Annotated in this window: 16 protein-coding genes; 3 read left to right on the top strand and 13 right to left on the bottom strand. The window is 71.6% G+C overall.

Annotated features, from left to right (window positions below; all coding sequences use genetic code 11):
• Positions 1–43: 43 nt before the first annotated feature.
• Positions 44–1297 (top strand): FUSC family protein, encoded by a 1254-nt coding sequence (locus MQE23_RS40485; RefSeq protein ID WP_243381778.1) that lies wholly within the window; start codon positions 44–46, stop codon positions 1295–1297.
• A gap of 118 nt (positions 1298–1415) precedes the next feature.
• Positions 1416–2612, top strand: coding sequence for a lactonase family protein (locus tag MQE23_RS40480; protein WP_243382914.1), 1197 nt, complete (start codon positions 1416–1418; stop codon positions 2610–2612).
• On the opposite strand, the gene MQE23_RS40475 is transcribed toward MQE23_RS40480, so the two are convergent.
• Both MQE23_RS40475 and MQE23_RS40470 read right to left on the bottom strand, forming a co-directional pair.
• On the bottom strand, positions 2580–3311 hold the full coding sequence (locus MQE23_RS40475; protein ID WP_020272124.1) for a DUF2470 domain-containing protein: 732 nt from the start codon (positions 3309–3311) through the stop codon (positions 2580–2582). The genes MQE23_RS40480 and MQE23_RS40475 overlap by 33 nt on opposite strands.
• An 85-nt stretch (positions 3312–3396) precedes the next feature.
• Positions 3397–4005, bottom strand: coding sequence for a TetR/AcrR family transcriptional regulator (locus MQE23_RS40470; protein WP_020272125.1), 609 nt, complete (start codon positions 4003–4005; stop codon positions 3397–3399).
• Between the two features lie 109 nt (positions 4006–4114).
• Here MQE23_RS40470 and MQE23_RS40465 point away from each other — a divergent pair, with 109 nt between their 5' ends.
• A complete protein-coding gene (locus MQE23_RS40465; RefSeq protein WP_020272126.1) occupies positions 4115–5611 on the top strand; it encodes a cytochrome P450 in 1497 nt (498 codons plus the stop codon).
• Here MQE23_RS40465 and MQE23_RS40460 read toward each other — a convergent pair.
• From MQE23_RS40460 to MQE23_RS40410, 11 genes are all read right to left on the bottom strand, one after another.
• Positions 5573–6415, bottom strand: coding sequence for a pentapeptide repeat-containing protein (locus tag MQE23_RS40460; protein ID WP_243381777.1), 843 nt, complete (start codon positions 6413–6415; stop codon positions 5573–5575). The two genes, MQE23_RS40465 and MQE23_RS40460, sit on opposite strands and share 39 nt — an antisense overlap.
• A gap of 36 nt (positions 6416–6451) precedes the next feature.
• On the bottom strand, positions 6452–7363 hold the full coding sequence (sigJ, locus tag MQE23_RS40455; protein WP_243381776.1) for an RNA polymerase sigma factor SigJ: 912 nt from the start codon (positions 7361–7363) through the stop codon (positions 6452–6454).
• A gap of 29 nt (positions 7364–7392) precedes the next feature.
• Positions 7393–8127 (bottom strand): PIG-L deacetylase family protein, encoded by a 735-nt coding sequence (locus MQE23_RS40450; RefSeq protein ID WP_020272128.1) that lies wholly within the window; start codon positions 8125–8127, stop codon positions 7393–7395.
• Between the two features lie 50 nt (positions 8128–8177).
• Positions 8178–9479, bottom strand: a complete 1302-nt coding sequence (locus MQE23_RS40445) for an alpha/beta fold hydrolase (protein WP_243381775.1) — start codon at positions 9477–9479, stop codon at positions 8178–8180.
• A 109-nt stretch (positions 9480–9588) separates the two neighbouring features.
• Positions 9589–10614 carry a LacI family DNA-binding transcriptional regulator gene (locus MQE23_RS40440; RefSeq protein ID WP_020272130.1) on the bottom strand — a complete coding sequence of 342 codons (1026 nt, stop codon included), beginning with the start codon at positions 10612–10614 and terminating at the stop codon, positions 9589–9591.
• A gap of 87 nt (positions 10615–10701) precedes the next feature.
• A complete protein-coding gene (locus MQE23_RS40435; protein ID WP_020272131.1) occupies positions 10702–12126 on the bottom strand; it encodes a BNR repeat-containing protein in 1425 nt (474 codons plus the stop codon).
• Positions 12127–12143: 17 nt separating this feature from the next.
• Complete coding sequence (locus tag MQE23_RS40430) at positions 12144–12464, bottom strand: L-rhamnose mutarotase (RefSeq protein WP_020272132.1); 321 nt, start codon at positions 12462–12464, stop codon at positions 12144–12146.
• A 17-nt stretch (positions 12465–12481) separates the two neighbouring features.
• The gene (gene rhaS / locus MQE23_RS40425) at positions 12482–13567 is read right to left on the bottom strand and encodes a rhamnose ABC transporter substrate-binding protein (RefSeq protein WP_243381773.1); all 1086 of its coding nucleotides are present in this window, start codon (positions 13565–13567) and stop codon (positions 12482–12484) included.
• Between the two features lie 82 nt (positions 13568–13649).
• Positions 13650–14624 (bottom strand): ABC transporter permease, encoded by a 975-nt coding sequence (locus MQE23_RS40420; RefSeq protein WP_020272134.1) that lies wholly within the window; start codon positions 14622–14624, stop codon positions 13650–13652.
• Positions 14617–15657: an ABC transporter permease gene (locus MQE23_RS40415; protein WP_243381772.1), complete on the bottom strand. Its 1041-nt coding sequence runs from the start codon at positions 15655–15657 to the stop codon at positions 14617–14619. The genes MQE23_RS40420 and MQE23_RS40415 overlap by 8 nt, the downstream gene beginning before the upstream one ends.
• Complete coding sequence (locus MQE23_RS40410) at positions 15654–17171, bottom strand: sugar ABC transporter ATP-binding protein (protein WP_243381770.1); 1518 nt, start codon at positions 17169–17171, stop codon at positions 15654–15656. The genes MQE23_RS40415 and MQE23_RS40410 overlap by 4 nt, the downstream gene beginning before the upstream one ends.
• Positions 17172–17174: the final 3 nt, after the last annotated feature.

Below are 17174 nucleotides of genomic sequence, written 5' to 3'. Positions count from 1 at the left end.
ATGAACGCGTTCGATGCGCCAGGGGAAGGGGAACAGCCCGAGGATGCGAGAGGTACGTGAGTGGACGGCGCACGCCAGACGGATCCTGCACAAGCGCCGGGACCCGGTGGTCGTCCAGACGCTGCGGTCCGCGTTCGCGGCGACGATCGCGTACGTCATCGCGCTCCGGCTGAGCCCCGAGCCGGCACCGCTCACCGCTCCCCTGACGGCACTGCTGGTCGTCCAGGTGACCCTGTACGCCACGCTCACCAACGGCTTCCGGCGGGTGAACGCCGTGGTGACCGGCGTCCTCGTCGCCATCGCGTTCAGCCTTCTGGTGGGCCTGACCTGGTGGAGCCTGGCACTGCTCCTCGTGGCCTCGCTGGCCGTGGGACGGCTGGTCCGGGTGGAGGAGTACGTACCCGAGGTCGCGATCAGCGCGATGCTGGTGCTCGGGGTCACCACCGTCGGGGACACCGCCTGGGCCCGGGTGGTGGAGACGCTGATCGGCGCGGTCGTCGGGCTCGGCTGCAATCTGCTGCTGGCTCCCCCGGTGTGGGTGGAGGAGGCGGGCGAGTCGATCGAGGGGCTGGCGCGCCGACTGCGGCAGCTGATGCTGCGCATGGGCGAGGAGGCCGCCGGCGGTACGCCCCCGGACCAGGCGGTGGAGCGGCTGCACGAGGCGCGGCGCCTGGACCACGACATCGTCGAGGTGGACGCGGCGCTCCGGCAGGCGGAGGACAGCCTGCGGCTGAATCCGCGCGTGCGGGAGGGCCTGCTGCACCGGGTGGTGCTGCGCACCGGCCTGGACACGCTGGAGATCTGCACGGTCGTCCTGCGCGTGCTCGCGCGCTCCTTCACCGACCTCGCGAAGGAGCGCGAGCCGGAGCCGCTGTTCGATTCCGAGACGGGTGCCGCGCTGGAGCAGCTGCTGTCCGAGATCGCCGACGCCGTGGTGAGTTTCGCGGTGCTGGTGACCACTCACCTCAGTGCCAGCGCCGAGTCGGCGGAGGAACGTCTCGCCGCGGAACTGCGCACCGCGGCGGGCACCCGCGACAAGCTGGCCCTGCTGCTGCGCGAGGAGGCCGAGCGTGAGACGGAGCACTGGCAATTGCTCGGTGCCGTCCTGACGGAGGTCAACCGGATCCTCGACGAGCTCGACACCGAGCACCGCACCCGGCGCCTGTTCGAGGAACTGGACCGTGTGTCGCGGGAGCAGCGCGTGCGGCTGCCGCGCCTGACGCGGCTGCGGGAGCGCCTCGGCGTTCAGGAGCAGATGTGGCGGAACCGTACGGGGGTCGGCGGGCGTTATCGCTGAGCGGCCAGCTGGAGTCGATTGCGTCCCGCGCAACGCCCGGTGCCGTTGTTGCACCCGGCGGGTGATCCACGCCAAGGTGGCTGTCGCGGCGGGGACGAGTGACGACCTGAGGGGCGATATGGGCAGTGGTGGCTGGAGCAGGCGCAGGTTCGTCGGCGCGCTGGCGGGTGGAGCCGCCGCGGCGGCGCTGCCCGGCTGTGACGACGCGCCCGCGCCGGCGGACCCGACGAGTCCGACGGCACCCGGGGCGAGCGTGAGCCCGTCCCGCGAGGCCCGGCGTCCGTCCGGCCCGCGCCCCCTCTACCTCGGCACGTACACCTCAGTCGAGGGCGGCGGCAAGGGCATCGGCCTGGCCACGTACGACGCGGCGACGGGCCGGATCACCGGCACCGGCACGCTCACCGGCGTCGGCAACCCCTCGTACCTCGCGATCCACCCGGACCGCCACACGCTGTACGCGGTGAACGAGCGCGACGACGGCGCCGTGACGGCCGTCCGGCTGTCCGACCGGAAGATCCTGGGCAGCCGGAGCACCGGCGGCGCGGGCCCCTGCCACCTGTCGGTGCATCCGGGCGGGCGCTGGCTGTTCAGCGCGGACTACGGCTCGGGCAGTGTGGCGGTGCATCCGATCGACGCCTCGGGCACCCTGGGCGAGCGGACCGATCTCGTCCGGCACTCCCGTCCGGCGCCGGGGCCGGGCCAGGAGGGTCCGCACGCCCACCAGATCTTCACCAGCCCCGACGGCGGGCACGTGCTCGCCGTGGACCTGGGCACGGACACCGTCTACACGTACCGGCTGGACGCGAAGGCCGGCACGCTCACGGAGGTCGCCCAGGCGCGGACCCGGCCCGGTGCGGGCCCGCGTCACCTGACGTTCCACCCCGGCGGCCGGTACGCCTACCTCGCGAACGAGGTCGACAACACGGTGGCGGTCTGCGCGTACGACCCCGCCTCCGGCCGCGTCACGGTCGGTGAGCCGCAGTCCACGGGCACCGGCCCGGGCACCAACTACCCGGCGCAGTTCCTGGTGACCCCGAACGGCCGCTACGCCTTTCTCGCCAACCGCGGCGACAACAGCCTCACGCGTTACGCCGTCGAGGCGGACGGCGCCCGGCTCGAGCTGCTGGACACCGTGCCGGTGGGCGGGGACTTCCCGCGCCAGATCGCCCTCTCGCCGGAGGGCACGCTGCTGTTCGCGGCGAACCAGAGGTCCGGCACGGTGACCGTCTTCGGCGTGGACGAGGCGAGCGGCGCGCTGCGGCGCACCGGTGAACCGTTTCCGTCACCGGTCGCCGTCTGTGCGCTGCCACTGTAGGGCCCGCGGGCAGGCCGCGGCGGTCGCCTGGCTGAGCAGGACGTGCATGCGCTCGGTGAGCTGCGAGACGTCGTCGGCGGGTGTGTGGAAGGCGAGTCGTACGTCGCCGTGGGCGCGGGCGCGTTCGATGCGCAGGGTCAGTCCGTGCCGGTCGACGGCGAGCGGCTGGACGCGGACCGCGCCGTGCAGACTGTCGGAGTCGACGAGCCGGGTGAGCCGCTCGACCGCGTCCGCGTGGCAGTCGGCGAGGTGCGTCAGCAGCCGGGCCTCGGCCGTGGTGAGCGGGTCGGGCGTCGCGGCGGCGAAGTCGTCGAGGTCCACGACCACGGCCCCGGACGGCTGCCGCAGCACCACGCGCGTGGCCCGGAAGGCCAGCCGGCCCTCCTCCTCGACGGTGAACCAGCCCGCGAGCCACAGCCGGGCGCGGATCCGGCTGCGCACGGGGACGGGCGCCACGTCGGCGAACTCCAGCACCGCGGACGGCTCGCCGCGGGGCGCGCAGATCGCCGCCCCGAGCAGGGCACTGTCCCCGGGCACGTCCACCAGCACCCGGCCGTCCTCGGTCACCGTGTGCGCCCCGACCAGCTCCTCCCGCGTGCCTTCCGCGGTCACCGAGCAGGACCACGCGGCGGCGAGCACCGAGCGTGCCCGCTCCGCAGCGGCAGGGGCCGCCGTCCAGCTGTGGCTGTCGTCACCCATCCCAGACCTCCTTAGGTAAGCCTTGCCTAACCTATCGAAGATCGGGGCGTGCGCCAACCACGTCACGTGATCTTTACGAGGCCTTTCAGGGAGTGAGGACGCCCAGCAGGGCACGGGCGCACAGCTCGCGCACCTGATCCCGGCTCAACTCCGTGCCGCGCAGCCACTCCAGACAGACGGACGTGGTGAACGCCAGCCAGCCGCGCACGGCCAGCCGCACCTCCGGCCGCTCCTGGAAGGCCGGGCCGAACTCGGGGTCCGCGGCGAGCGCCGCGAGGATCTGCCGCTCCTGCGCCGCCAGGGCCCGCTGGTAGACGCGGCGCACCGCCTGGTCCCCTGCCGCGTCGGCACGGTGGAAGGCGCGGTAGCCATGGGCGTGGGCCTGGACGTACTCCAGGAACGTGTCCAGACCGCCCGCGAGTTGCTCGCGCACCGGGACGCCGGGCACCGCCGCCGTCATGCGCAGCATCCGCTCGCTCTCGCGCTCGACGACCGCCGCGAAGAAGTCCCGCTTGGTCGGGAAGTAGTGGTACAGCAGCCCGCGCGACACCCCGGCGATCTCGGCGACCTGCTCGATCCACACGTCGTCGTACGGGCTCTCCGAGAACAGCCGTGCCCCGACCGACAGAAGCTGCTCACGGCGCTCCTCGGTGCTGAGCCGGCGGCGCGTGCGTCCGCTCTGGTTCGCGGCCATGCCCGCACTTTACTTGACGCCGGTTCAACAACGGGACCAGACTGAACGGCGCTATTGAACCCACGTACAACACGTGCGAACCCGCCGCTGGATCAAGGGAGATCGCGTCATGACGGAGGCGCCGACACGGGACGGGCTGCCCAAGGGTTTCCGCGGTGCCGAGCAGGGCTGGCCGGAGCTGGAGCGCATTCCGCACCCGCCGCGCCGGATCCCGCTGCTCGGTGACGTGGTGGGCGTGAACCGGCGCACTCCCCTGCAGGACTCGCTGCGGTACGCCCGCGAACTGGGCCCGGTCTTCCGACGGAAGGCCTTCGGCAAGGAGTTCGTGTTCGTGTGGGGCGCCCGGCACGCGGCCGACCTCGCGGACGAGTCGCGGTTCGCCAAGCACGTGGGCCTCGGCATAGCGAACCTGCGGCCGGTCGCCGGGGACGGCCTGTTCACGGCGTACAACCACGAGCCGAACTGGCAGCTGGCGCACGACGTGCTCGCCCCGGGGTTCAGCCGCGAGGCCATGGCCGGATACCACCCGATGATGCTGGCCGTCGCGCGGCGGCTGACGGAGCACTGGGACCGGGCGGCGGCGGCCGGGCGGGCGGTGGACGTGCCCGGCGACATGACGAAACTGACGCTGGAGACGATCGCGCGCACCGGCTTCGGCCACGACTTCGGGTCGTTCGAACGCTCCCGGCCGCATCCCTTCGTGACCGCGATGGTCGGCACGCTGACGTACGCGCAGCGGCTCAACACGGTGCCCTTCCCGCTGGCCCCGCTGCTGCTGCGCAGCGCGAGCCGCCGCAACGCCGCCGACATCGCCCATCTCAACCACACGGTCGACGAGCTGATCCGGGCCCGGCGCGCCTCCGGCCGCGGGGACGGGGACCTGCTCGACCGGATGCTGGAGACGGCCCACCCCGAGACCGGGGAGCGGCTGGAGCCGCGGAACGTCCGCCGTCAGGTCATCACCTTCCTCGTCGCCGGCCACGAGACGACGTCCGGCGCGCTCTCCTTCGCGCTGCACTACCTCTCCCGCCACCCCGAGGTCGCGGCCCGGGCGCGCGCCGAGGTGGACCGCGTCTGGGGCGACACGGCGGAACCGGCCTACGAGCAGGTGGCCAGGCTGCGCTACGTCCGCCGGGTGCTGGACGAGTCGCTGCGGCTGTGGCCGACCGCGCCGGCCTTCGCCCGGGAGGCCCGGGAGGACACCGTGCTGGCCGGGGAGCATCCCATGCGGCGCGGGGCGTGGGCGCTGGTGCTGACGCCGATGCTGCACCGGGACCCGGAGGTGTGGGGCGCGGACGCCGAGCGGTTCGACCCGGACCGCTTCGAGGCGCAGGCCGTACGGTCCCGGGCCCCGCACACCTTCAAGCCGTTCGGGACCGGGGCGCGGGCCTGCATCGGACGCCAGTTCGCCCTGCACGAGGCGACGCTGGTGCTGGGCCTGCTGCTGCGCCGCTACGAGTTGCGGCCCGACCCGGCGTACCGGCTGCGCGTGACCGAGCGGCTGACGCTGATGCCGGAGGAGCTGCGGCTGCACCCGGAGCGCCGGACGCCGGTGCGGGAGCCGGCCTCAGACCTGCGCCGTCCAGTGCCCGGGTCGGGTGACTGACTCGGGCAGCCGGGTCCCGGCACTCCCCCGGGCCGCGTTCAGCTGCGGCTGGGTGAGGAAGAACGCCCCGGTCAGGTCGGCGTCCGTGAGGTCCGCGTCGCGCAGGTCGGCACCGATCAGGTCCGCGCCCCGCAGGTCCGCGCCGGTGAGATCGGCGGCGATGAGGTAGGCGCCGCGGAGGTTGGCGCCGCGCAGGTCGGCCCCCTTCAGGCGGGCGCCCATGAGGTCCGCGCCCCGGCGGTTCTTCTTACGGCCCTTGGTGCCGGACCTGGCCAGTTCGCTCGTCCTCAGCAGCAGGACGTTGACCTCCTGGCGGTGCGCCGCCACGTCCAGCCCGGCAAGCTCCTCGGGGGTCAGCCCGGTCAGCTCCTCGGTCTTCTCCAGGGCACCCCTCAGATCGGCGTGGACGGGACGGGCCGCGGGCAGGGCGAGCGCCTCGGTCAGATACCAGAGCAGCTCGTGCAACTGGCGGACGACCGGGAAGACGTCGAACATGCGGCGGGCGTGCTCGGGCGGTCCGGACCTCCAGTCCTGGCCGCCGAAGGTGATCTGCGAGACCTGCTGGCCGGCGCCGAAGCAGTCGTAGACCGTGCAGCCGGTGAACCCCTTCTGCCGCAGCCGGGCGTGGATGCCGCAGCGGTGGTCGCTCTGGAGGTTGCGGCAGGGGGTGCCGGCGTCCTTGTCGACGGCGAAGTCGGCCGAGGCCGCGAACGGCAGGGCGACGCAGCACAGTCCGAAGCACCGCTCGCAGTCGCCGCGCAGTTCCGCCCGAGCGGCCTTGTGATCTCGCATGACGTTCAGCATACGAAATGAGAACTCACCTGGTGATGGCCGCCTGAGTCACCCCGTGAGTCCGGGCGCCTCCAGGCGCTCCAGCCGCTCGGGGTCGGCCAGGATGTACATGCCGGTGATCCGGCCGTCGGCGATCGTGACGCCCATGACCGACTGCACGTGTCCCCCCGGCGCGTTGACGACGCCGACCGAGCCGTTGACCAGCACCAGCTCCGCGGACTTTGCGAACCGGGCGAACATGAGCGCCTGCTCCGCCACCGTCTTCGCCCCCTGGACGACCTTGGACGCGGCCGCGCCGCGCACCAGGGCACCCGAGTCGGCCCGCAGCACCACGTCCGGGTGCAGCAGCGCGAGCAGGGCCTCGAAGTCCCCGCCGCGCGAGGCGGCCAGGAAGGCGTCGAGGACCTCCTTCTGCCGGCCGAGGTCCGGCTCGGCCGCCGGGGTGGCGCCGCGCACCCGGCGCCGGGCCCGGCTCGCCAGCTGCCGGGTCGCGGCCGGGCTGCGCTCCACGATCGGCGCGATGTCGTCGAACGGCACGGCGAACATGTCGTGCAGCACGAACGCGAGCCGCTCGGCGGGCTCCAGGTTCTCCAGGACGACGAGCAGGGCCAGGCCCACCGCGTCGGCCTGCAGCACCTCCTCCGCCGGGTCGATGTGCGACAGCGGCCTGAGCACGGGGTCCGGGACGAAGGCCCCCACCGTGTCCTGGGTGTCGCCCATCGGCTCCTCACGGCGCACGGCACGCGAGCGCAGCAGGTCCAGGCAGACCCGGCCGGTCACCGTGGTGAGCCAGCCGCCAAGGTTCTGTATGTCGTCCGCGTCGGTGCGGCTGAGCTTCAGCCAGGCCTCCTGGACGGCGTCTTCCGCCTCGGCGAGCGATCCGAGCATGCGGTAGGCGACGGCTTTCAGCCGCCCCCGGTGCTCCTCGAACCGGTCGGCCAGTTCCTCGCTGTCTGCCATGGTCTCCCCCGTCTCCCCTGTCATCCGCTTCATCTGCCGAACAGTTCGAACGCCACCGCCGGCCTGCCCCCGAACCGCTCCCCGGTGGCTTCGGCGTGCTGGGTGAGGAAGCCGCGGACGTAGGTCTCCGGGTCCTCGTCGGTCAAGGCCTCGATGTAGGTGCGGTGTTCCAGCAGTGAGTGCACCGCGCGTTCCAAGCCGGACGTCGCGTCGACCGCGTGCGTGGGGGTGCTGGAACCGGCGACGGCGACCCAGCGCACGCCGTCCCACGGCTGAAGGCCCTGCTCGGTGAGGTCCGGGAAGATCCACCGGTTGCCGGCGTCGCCGGCCGCGTCGAGCGTGGCCCGGCCGACCGCCACGTGGTCCGGGGTGTTCCAGGCGACGCCGCCCCAGGTGTCGCGGTGGTTGAGCGTGATGACCAGCTCGGGACGGTGCCGGCGGATCGCGGCGGCGATGTCGCGGCGCAGCGCGGTGCCGTACTCGATGACACCGTCCTTGTGGTCGAGGAACTCCACGGCCGACACGCCGACCACCGCCGCGCTCGCCCGCTGCTCCCGCTCGCGCAGCGGCCCGCACCGCTCGGGCTCCAGTGTGTCGATGCCCGCCTCGCCCCGGGTCGCCAGCACATAGGCGACCTCGCGGCCCCCGTCGGTCCAGGCCGCGATCGCCGCCGAGCAGCCGTACTCGAGGTCGTCGGGGTGGGCCACGACCGCGAGGGCGCGCCGCCAGTCGTCCGGCATGGGCTGGAGTTGAGTGGTCGTCATGTCGGCAGACTAATCCGCGCCCCGGACATCACCACGCGTCCGGCACGGCATCACGCCTCGTTCCGCACGAGCGCCAGCAGCCGGTCCAGGACCCGCCCGCCGCCGGTGCGCACGCCGTCGTGCTCGAACTCGTCCGTGACCCACGTGCGCAGGCCGCGGATCGTACGGGCGGTCCGCAGGGAGTGGGCGGTGTCCACGTACATGTCGTCGTGGTAGACGGCGGCGACGACCGGGACGTCGTTCGCGGCGAGGCGGGCCGGGTCGTACAGGGGTGTCCAGTCGGTACGGGCGGCGAGCAGGTCGGCGGTCTCGCGCAGGGGGCGCAGCGCCGGGTCGCAGTCGAACATCCAGGGGTGGATCGACTCGCCGGTGAAGAGCAGCGGTTCGTCGCCCGCGAGGGCCTTCGCGGCGTCGAACTGCGGGAACTCGGCGCGGACCCGCTCGGCCGACCAGGCGGTGGGCCGGGCGTCCTGGCCGTAGATCGCCTCGTGGACGAGGGCGTACAGCGGGTGGCGGGCGTAGGACAGCATGCCCTGCGCCTGCTCCTGGAACGCGTCGGAGAGCGTGAAGCCCTGCGGGGTGCGGACGAAGGCGTTCTCCAGGAGGTAGTGCAGGCGGTGGGTGCCGTCGCCGGTGCCGAGGACGATGCCGAGGGACTGGAAGGCCTCGACGGTGAGCCGGTAGCCGTTCGGCAGGACCACGTCGTGCGTCAGGAGGTGATCGGCGATCCGGCGGGCGCGTTCGGCGTCCTGCGGGTAGCGGGCGTAGTGCGCGGTGACCTTGCGTTCGATGCGCGGGAAGGCGGCCCGGTAGACGTCGTCGGCGTGGGCGTCCAGGGAGGGCAGTCCGCCGGTGATGACGGCGGTGGCCAGGCCCTCGGGCGCGAGGGACAGGTAGGTGGTCAGGCAGAAGCCGCCGAAGCTCTGGCCGAGGACGGCCCAGGGGGCACCGCCGGTGACCTGGGCGCGGATGGCCTCGCAGTCGCGGACGATCGAGTCGGCGCGGAAGTGGGTGAGGTAGCCGGCCTGTTCGGCGGGGCCGCCGCGCAGCGGGAGCGTCTGCCTGTTGGCGGGCGTGCTGTGGCCGGTGCCGCGCTGGTCGAGGAGGAGGACGCGGTACTCCTTGAGCGCGCGGCCTAGCCAGCCGGGCCTGCCGACGGAGCGGTCCGCGCCGAAGCCGGGCCCGCCCTGGAGGTAGAGCAGCCACGGCAGGTCCTGGTGCGCCTTGTCGCTCGCGACGACCTCGCGGGCGTACAGCTCGATCGTCTCGTCCCCGGGGCGGCTGTGGTCGAGGGGGACGGTGAAGCGGCGGTCGGTGAGGACGACTCCGGGCTGGCGGTAGCTGAGGGTCAACAGGGCTCCCGGGACGGACGGATTTTCGGACCGCGTCCCAGTTCATCACAGCGGGCGTCCGCGGGTGGCCCCTTCGGATCATGAAATCTTCCTGAACGGCGATTCAGGCTCAGCGGGCGGACAGACTGGAGCGGCGGACCACCAGCTCCGGCTGGAGCACGACCCGCCGGTGCTCGTGCGGCCGGGCCGGGCCCTCCTCCTCCGTCTCCTCCAGCAGCAGGTCGGCCGCCATGGCGCCCATGGTGACCGCGGGCTGCCGTACCGAGGTGAGGGGGACGGCGGCGGCCGCCGCGAACTCGATGTCGTCGTAGCCGACGATGGCGAGGTCGTCCGGGACGCCGACACCGGCCGCGTACATGGCCTGGAGGACACCGAGCGCCAGCAGGTCGTTGGCGCAGAACACGGCGGTCGGCCGGTCGGCGAGGCCCAGCAGGCGGGCGCCGGCGTCCCGGCCGGCGGCGACGTCGAGCCGTTCGGTGGGCAGCTCGCGCAGCGCGTCGGGGCCGAGCCCGGCCTCCAAGAGCGCTTCGAGGGCGCCCGTGCGCCGGTCGCGGACCTGGTTGAGGCCGGGCGGGCCGCTGACGTAGGCGATGGTGCGGTGCCCGGCGTCGACGAGATGGCGTACGGCCAGGGCGCCGCCCGCGACGTCGTCGACGGAGACCGAGCACTCGGTGGTGCCCTCGGCGACCCGGTCGACCAGGACGAACGGGATGCCGTGCCGGCGGAACGCCTCGATGTTGCGGCCGGTGGCGTCGGCCGGGGTGAGCAGCACGCCGCGCACGCGCTGCTCGGCGAAGAGCGACAGGTACTCGGCCTCCTCGCCCGGGTTCTGGGCGCTGTTGCAGACCATCACGCCGAGTCCGGCCTGGCGTGCGGCGCGTTCGGCGCCGCGGGCCACGTCGACGAAGAAGGGGTTGCCCATGTCGAGGACGAGCAGCCCCATGATGCGGCTGCGGCCCGCGCGCAGCTGGCGCGCGGACTCGCTGCGGACGTAGCCGAGCCGGTCTATCGCGGACAGCACGCGGGCCCGGGTCTCGGTGGCGACCGTGTCCGGGCGGTTGATCACGTTCGAGACCGTGCCGACGGAGACTCCGGCGGCACGGGCGACGTCCTTGATACCCACCGACTGGGCCATCGGGCAGGGACCTCCAGGGGGAGACGAGGGGGGCGGCGGCCGGGGCGGCTTCACATTACGGCACGCCGCCCCGGGAACCGGGCGCGGTCAGGCGGGCAGCCGGAAGTCGATCACGTGCAGCGCCGAGGGCGTCGTACCGCTGGACTTCTCCTGGTACATGAAGGACAGCACCCCGTCCTGCGCGACGCGCATCTCGTCGATGACGACCTCGCCGAAGGCGTTGAGTCCGCTGCCGTCGAAGAGGATCTTCCAGTCGGTGTACCCGGAGGCCGCCGAGGCGCCGGCGATCCGCCCGAAGGGGAAGATCGCGTAGGCGTTGTCGTACTTGTCCAGGATCAGCTTGGTCCGCTGGCTGGAGTTCAGCGGGACCGGGATCTCGGTCTTCTGCCAGGTCCCGGAGGCGTTCCTGCGGACGTGGAAGGCACGGCCGTTGCGCGTCCGGTCGGTGACGTAGTTCGTGGTGCACTGCCCGAACCGGCCCGGGACGTAGGAGATGATCGCGTGCGGCCGGCCCGCCGAGTCCGTGAACTGGCTCTCCTGGTTCATCAGGGAGTGGTCCGGGTTGAGCGGGTCGACGACCAGCCCGGCGTCGTTCACGGACACCTTGTCGGAGCCGCCGGTGACGCCGACGACGGTGCCCGCGTTGTTGCGCCAGGTGCGGCCGCGGTCGTCGGAGTAGACGTAGCCCGTGTCGTGGTTGGTGATGCCGCCGCCGTTGCACATCACGGCGCCGTTCTGCTCGCGCCAGGTGAAGAAGGAGTGCAGCCGGCCGTTCCGGTCGTAGTCGATGCCGTGCAGGTACATGTTGCGGGCGGTCGACGAGCCGTGCTCGCTGCTGTACGTGCCGGTGGAGCTGGACCACTCCCCCAGGTTGGTCCACTTCGTGCCGTCGTACTCGGCAAGGGCGTTGCGGCCGTTGCCGGAGACGGCGACGCGGTAGCTGAGCTGGAGCTTGCCGTCGGGCGTGGACACGAACTGCGGGTACGTGAACTGCGAGGTCAGCGCGAGGCCGTCCAGGGTGGACTGGGGTGCGCCGAAGCGGCTCGCGGTCCAGCTCAGCCCGCCGGGGTTGTCCATGAGCCCGGCGGCCGACTTGACGTAGGTGAAGCCGTCGCTGTGGGAGTCCATGTTGAGGTGCAGCCGGCCGTCGACCCTGGAGACGCCCATGGAGATCACGTTGTGGGAGTCGTTGTACCGCAGGGTGTGGCCGACCTTGACCGTCGACCAGGTACTGGCTCCGAGGGCCCGGCGTCCGACGACGGCGTTGCGGTCGGCGGTGTACCAGGCGGCGTACTGGTAGCCCTTGTAGGTCAGCAGGCCGTTCTTCTGGAACGCGTTGTTGTTGACCAGGCCGTCGTACGACACGAAGAAGATGGCCTGGCTGTCGAGCGTCGTGGTGCCGGTCCTGGTGACGGAGGGGCCGGGGTCGGCGGCTCGCGCGGTGCCGGAGGCGAGGGCGGGGGTCACCACGGCTCCGGCGAACGCGGCGGCCAGCAACGTACGTCTGCGCATCTCATGAACTCCATTGTTCAGGCGAGGTGGAACACTTCGGTGAGCGGTTTCATGGCTTCGTCGGGCCGGGCGCCGTCCAGCGACTCGAAGAACGGCGCCATCTCCGCCTGCCAGCGGGCGTTGACGTCGGTGGCTTCCATACCGGCCTGGGCGGCCGCGAAGTCCTCGGTCTCCAGGTAGCCGACGAGCAGTCCGTCCTCGCGCAGGAAGAGCGAGTAGTTGTGCCAGCCGGTCGCCTTCAGGGCGTCGAGCATCTCGGGCCACACGGCGGCGTGCCGCTCGCGGTACTCGTCGAGGCGGTCCGCCCTGACCTTCAGCAGGAAGCACACGCGCTGCATCAACAACCCTCCGCGAATCAGAAGTTGAACTGGTCGATGTTCTTGGCGTCGAACACGGTCGGCTTGCCGAGGCTGATCACGCCGTCCTTGCCGATGGTGTACTCGCCCATGGAGCCGGCCTTGAAGGTCTCGCCCTCCTTGCCGGTGATCTGCCCGGAGGACAGGGCGACGGCGGTACGGGCGGCCAGCTCGCCGAGCTTCGCCGGGTCCCACAGCTCGAACGCCTCGACGGTGCCGTTCTTGACGTACTTGCGCATGTCGTTGGGGGTGCCGAGGCCGGTCAGCTTGACCTTGCCCTTGTACTTGGAGCCCGACAGGTACTGGGCGGCGGCCTTGATGCCGACGGTGGTCGGGGAGATGATCCCCTTCAGGTTCGGGTACTCCTGGAGCAGGCCCTGGGTCTGCTGGAAGGACTGCTGGGCGTCGTCGTTGCCGTACGCGGTCTTCACCAGCTTCATGTTCTTGTACTCGGGCTTCTTCAGCTCGTCCTTCATGAAGTCGATCCAGGTGTTCTGGTTCGTCGCGGTCTGCGCGGCGGACAGGATCGCGATCTCGCCCTTGTAGCCGATCTGCTTGGCGAGCAGCTGCACCTCGGTACGGCCCAGGTCCTCGGCGGAGGCCTGCGAGACGAAGGCGTTGCGGCAGTCGGGCGTGGTGTCGGAGTCGTAGGTGACGACCTTGATGCCGTTCTTCATGGCCTGCTTGAGCGCGGTGCACAGGGCGCCCGGGTCCTGCGCGGAGACGGCCATCGCGTCGACCTGCTGCTGCGTGAGCGTGTTGACGTAGGAGACCTGGCCGGCGGTGTCGGTCGCGCTGGAGGGACCGACCTCCTTGTAGCTGGAGCCGAGCTCCTTCAGCGCCTTCTCGCCGCCCTTGTCGGCGGAGGTGAAGTACGGGTTGTTGACCTGCTTGGGCAGGAAGCCGACGGTCAGCCCCTTCTTCAGCTCGGCGTTCGGGTCGGCCTTGCCGGCGGTGGCGGCGGAGCCGCCCTCGTTCGCGACGTCCTTCTTGGTGGTACCACCGCCGCAGGCGGTGAGCGCCAGGGCGAGCGAGGTGGCGGTGGCGAGCGCCGCGCAGCTGCGGCGGAGCGTTGACTTACGCATGACGGTTTCCTTTGAACGGGGTTGAGGGATGCGCCCCTTCTTCAGGGGCGCGGGGAACTGCGCGACCAGCCACAACGAACGGTCAGCCGGAAGATTGAGCACGCAGGACGGCGATCTGCCGAGCCACCCGAGGCCCGAGCACGGAAAGAACGAGCAACACACCGGTGACGACGATCTGCGACTGGGCGGAAACATCCTGGAGACTCATCACGTTCTGCAGCGCCCCGAGCAGGAACACTCCGGCAATCGCACCGCCCAGCGTTCCCTTGCCACCGTCGAAGTCGATCCCCCCGAGCAACACCGCGGCCACGACCGACAGTTCGAGCCCCGTCGCGTTGTCGTACCGCGCACTCGCGTAGTGCAACGCCCAGAAGATGCCCGTGAGGGAAGCCATCAGCCCCGTCACCGTGAACAGCAGCAGCTTCTGCCGCTTGACCCGGATGCCGGCGAACCGCGCCGCCTCCTCACTCGCCCCGATCGCGAACAGCGACCGCCCGAACGGCGTGGCGTGCAGCGCGACCACGGCGATGGCGAGCAGGACGAGGAACGGCAGGAAGGCATACGGGATGAACGTGTCGCCGATGCGCCCGGACGCGAAGTCCAGGTACTGGGTGGGGAAGTCGGTCACCGCGTCCGAGCCGAGCACGATCTGCGCGACACCCCGGTACGCGGCGAGCGTGCCGATGGTGACGGCGAGGGACGGCAGCCCCAGCCTGGTCACCAGCAGGCCGTTGATCAGCCCGCAGACGACACCCAGCAGCAGGCAGATCGGGATGATCGTCTCGATGGCCATGCCCTGGTTCCACAGGGCGCCCATCACGGCACCGGACAGACCCGCCGTCGAGGCCACCGACAGGTCGATCTCGCCGGACACCACCAACAGCGTCATCGGCAGGGCGATCAGCGCGATCGGCAGCGTGTTGCCGATCAGGAACGACAGGTTGAGCGCGTTGCTGAACCCGTCGACGAAGCCGAAGGAGAACAGCAGCACCACGATCAGCAGGGCGCCGACGACCGTGTCCCAGCGGACCGCTCGGCTCAGGGAGATGTCAGCCATGGCGGGCGTTCCTCTTCTTCAGGGCGGAGGCCACGCGCAGCGCGACGATCCGGTCGACCGCGATGGCGAGGATGAGCAGGATGCCGTTGATCGCGAGCACCCACACGGAGCTGACGCCGAGGGCGGGCAGCACACTGTTGATCGACGTCAGCAGCAGCGCGCCGAGGGCCGCTCCGTAGACGCTGCCGGAGCCGCCGGTGAAGACGACGCCGCCGACCACGACCGCGCTGACGACGGTCAGTTCGTAGCCGTTGCCGGTGCCGGAGTCGACGTTGCCGAACCGCGCGAGGTACATCGCGCCGGCGAGTCCGGCGAGTGCGCCGCAGAAGGTGTACGCGGCGAGGATCCGCTTGCGCACCGGAATGCCGGCGAGACGGGCGGCCTCGGGGTTGGAGCCCAGTGCGTAGAGCTCGCGGCCGCTGGCGAAGTGCTTGAGGTAGTAGGCGGTGGCGACGAGCACCGCCACGGCGATCAGCGCCAGGTACGGCACCGCCGAGATGCCGCCGGAGCCGAAGTCGACGAACCCGCCGGGCAGATCGGCCGCGGTGATCTGGCTGGAGCCGACCCAGATGGAGTCGATGCCGCGGATGATGTAGAGCGTGCCGAGGGTGACGACGAGCGCGGGCACCTGGCCGAGGCTGACGAGCAGGCCGTTGAGCAGTCCGAAGCCGATGCCGAGCAGGACCGCCAGCGCGATCGCCACGACCGGGTTGCCGCCGCCCTGGAGATACGTTCCGGCGGCGAAGGCGCTGATGCCGAGCGTGGACCCGACGGACAGGTCGACGTTGCGGGTGATGACGACGAGGGACTGGCCGGTGGCGACGAGCACGAGGATCGTCGCGTTCAGCAGCAGGTCCTTGATGCCCTGTTCGGAGAGGAACTCGCTGTTGCCGGCCTGGGTGACGGCGATCATCACCAGGAAGACGACGAGGATGGCGAGTTCGCGCATCTTGAAGACGCGGTCGACCAGCCGCGTGCCGCTCGACTTGGGCACGTCGGCCACGGGGGCCTCTTGGGGAGTGACGACCGTCATGCGGCGGCCCTCCCGGTGGCTGCGGCCATCACGGTTTCCTCGGTGGCGTCGGAGCGTGGGATCTCGGCGGTGAGCCGGCCCTCGTGCATGACCAGCACGCGGTCGGCCATGCCGAGGATCTCGGGCAGGTCGGAGGAGATCATCAGGACGGCCACGCCTTCGGCGGCCAGCTGGGACAGCAGCCGGTGCACCTCGGCCTTCGTGCCGACGTCGATGCCGCGGGTCGGCTCGTCGACGATCAGCACCCTGGGCGCGGTGGCGAGCCACTTGGCGAGCACGACCTTCTGCTGGTTGCCGCCGGACAGGGTGTTGACGGTGTCGGCGATCCGGGCGTACTTGACCTGGAGCTTGACGGCCCAGTCGAGGGAGCGGCTGCGCTCGGCGCCGCGGTCCATCAGGCCCGCCTTCACCGTCGTGCGCAGTCCGGTGAGCCCGATGTTCCGCTCGATGGACATGTCCATCACCAGGCCCTGGGCGCGCCGGTCCTCGGGGACCAGGGCGAGTCCGGCGGACATCGCCGTGGACGGGGCGCCGTTGACCAGGGCCTTGCCGTCCACCGAGACCTCGCCGGCGTCCCAGCGGTCGATGCCGAACACGGCCCGGGCGACCTCCGTGCGTCCGGCGCCGACGAGTCCGGCGAGGCCGACGATCTCGCCGTGCCGTACCTCGAAGGAGACGCCCGTGAACACACCCTCGCGGGTCAGGCGGCGCACGCTCAGGGCGACCTCGCCCGGCTGCACGTCCTGCTTGGGGTAGAGCTCGTCGAGGTCGCGGCCGACCATGCGGCGCACCAGGTCGTCCTCGGTCATGCCCTCCAGCGGCTCGCTGCCGACCAGGGCGCCGTCGCGCAGGGTGGTGACCCGCCGGCAGATCTCGAAGATCTCCTCCAGCCGGTGGGAGATGAACAGCACGGCGGCGCCCTGGTCGCGCAGGGTGCGTACGACGCCGAAGAGGCGGGCGACCTCGCTGCCGGTGAGCGCGGCGGTCGGCTCGTCCATGATCAGGACGCGGGCGTCGAAGGAGAGGGCCTTGGCGATCTCGACGATCTGCTGGTCGGCGATGGACAGGCCGCGGGCGGGCCGGTCGGGGTCGAGTTCGACTCCGAGGCGCTCCATGAGGGCGGCGGTCGCGTTGTGCGTGGCCTTGTGGTCGATCCGGCCGAGGGCGCGCCGGGGCTGGCGGCCCATGTAGATGTTCTCGGCGATCGACAGATCGGGGAAAAGCGTGGGCTCCTGGTAGATCACGGCGATGCCGGCGTCGCGGGCGTCGCCGGGGCCGTGGAAGGTGACGGGCGCACCGTCGAGCAGCACCTGGCCGGCGTCCGGCCGGTGCACTCCGGCGAGTGCCTTGATGAGGGTGGACTTGCCGGCACCGTTCTCACCGGCGAGCGCGTGCACCTCCCCGGGGAACAGCTCCAGGGAGACGTCCCGCAGTGCGCGGACCGCGCCGAAGGACTTAGAGACGTCCTTCAGTGCCAGAACCGGGGCCGGACCCGTGGTGGACGGGTGGGTCATGAG

Origin of the sequence: Streptomyces sp. HP-A2021 (genome assembly GCF_022807935.1) — a bacterium.
Taxonomy (GTDB): Bacteria; Actinomycetota; Actinomycetes; order Streptomycetales; family Streptomycetaceae; genus Streptomyces; species Streptomyces afghaniensis.
The sequence above is the reverse complement of the archived record's forward strand: the minus strand, read 5'-3'. Positions and strand labels throughout refer to the sequence as shown.

Excerpts from the sequence above, each read along its gene's own strand:
- MQE23_RS40435 (WP_020272131.1), bottom strand. The coding sequence starts at position 12,126 with ATGCGCAGACGTACGTTGCTGGCCGCCGCGTTCGCCGGAGCCGTGGTG.
- rhaS (WP_243381773.1), bottom strand. The coding sequence starts at position 13,567 with ATGCGTAAGTCAACGCTCCGCCGCAGCTGCGCGGCGCTCGCCACCGCC.
- MQE23_RS40485 (WP_243381778.1), top strand. The coding sequence starts at position 44 with ATGCGAGAGGTACGTGAGTGGACGGCGCACGCCAGACGGATCCTGCAC.
- MQE23_RS40420 (WP_020272134.1), bottom strand. The coding sequence starts at position 14,624 with ATGGCTGACATCTCCCTGAGCCGAGCGGTCCGCTGGGACACGGTCGTC.
- MQE23_RS40470 (WP_020272125.1), bottom strand. The coding sequence starts at position 4,005 with ATGGCCGCGAACCAGAGCGGACGCACGCGCCGCCGGCTCAGCACCGAG.
- MQE23_RS40430 (WP_020272132.1), bottom strand. The coding sequence starts at position 12,464 with ATGCAGCGCGTGTGCTTCCTGCTGAAGGTCAGGGCGGACCGCCTCGAC.
- MQE23_RS40450 (WP_020272128.1), bottom strand. The coding sequence starts at position 8,127 with ATGACGACCACTCAACTCCAGCCCATGCCGGACGACTGGCGGCGCGCC.
- sigJ (WP_243381776.1), bottom strand. The coding sequence starts at position 7,363 with ATGGCAGACAGCGAGGAACTGGCCGACCGGTTCGAGGAGCACCGGGGG.
- MQE23_RS40465 (WP_020272126.1), top strand. The coding sequence starts at position 4,115 with ATGACGGAGGCGCCGACACGGGACGGGCTGCCCAAGGGTTTCCGCGGT.
- MQE23_RS40480 (WP_243382914.1), top strand. The coding sequence starts at position 1,416 with ATGGGCAGTGGTGGCTGGAGCAGGCGCAGGTTCGTCGGCGCGCTGGCG.
- MQE23_RS40415 (WP_243381772.1), bottom strand. The coding sequence starts at position 15,657 with ATGACGGTCGTCACTCCCCAAGAGGCCCCCGTGGCCGACGTGCCCAAG.
- MQE23_RS40410 (WP_243381770.1), bottom strand. The coding sequence starts at position 17,171 with ATGACCCACCCGTCCACCACGGGTCCGGCCCCGGTTCTGGCACTGAAG.
- MQE23_RS40460 (WP_243381777.1), bottom strand. The coding sequence starts at position 6,415 with ATGCTGAACGTCATGCGAGATCACAAGGCCGCTCGGGCGGAACTGCGC.
- MQE23_RS40440 (WP_020272130.1), bottom strand. The coding sequence starts at position 10,614 with ATGGCCCAGTCGGTGGGTATCAAGGACGTCGCCCGTGCCGCCGGAGTC.
- MQE23_RS40475 (WP_020272124.1), bottom strand. The coding sequence starts at position 3,311 with ATGGGTGACGACAGCCACAGCTGGACGGCGGCCCCTGCCGCTGCGGAG.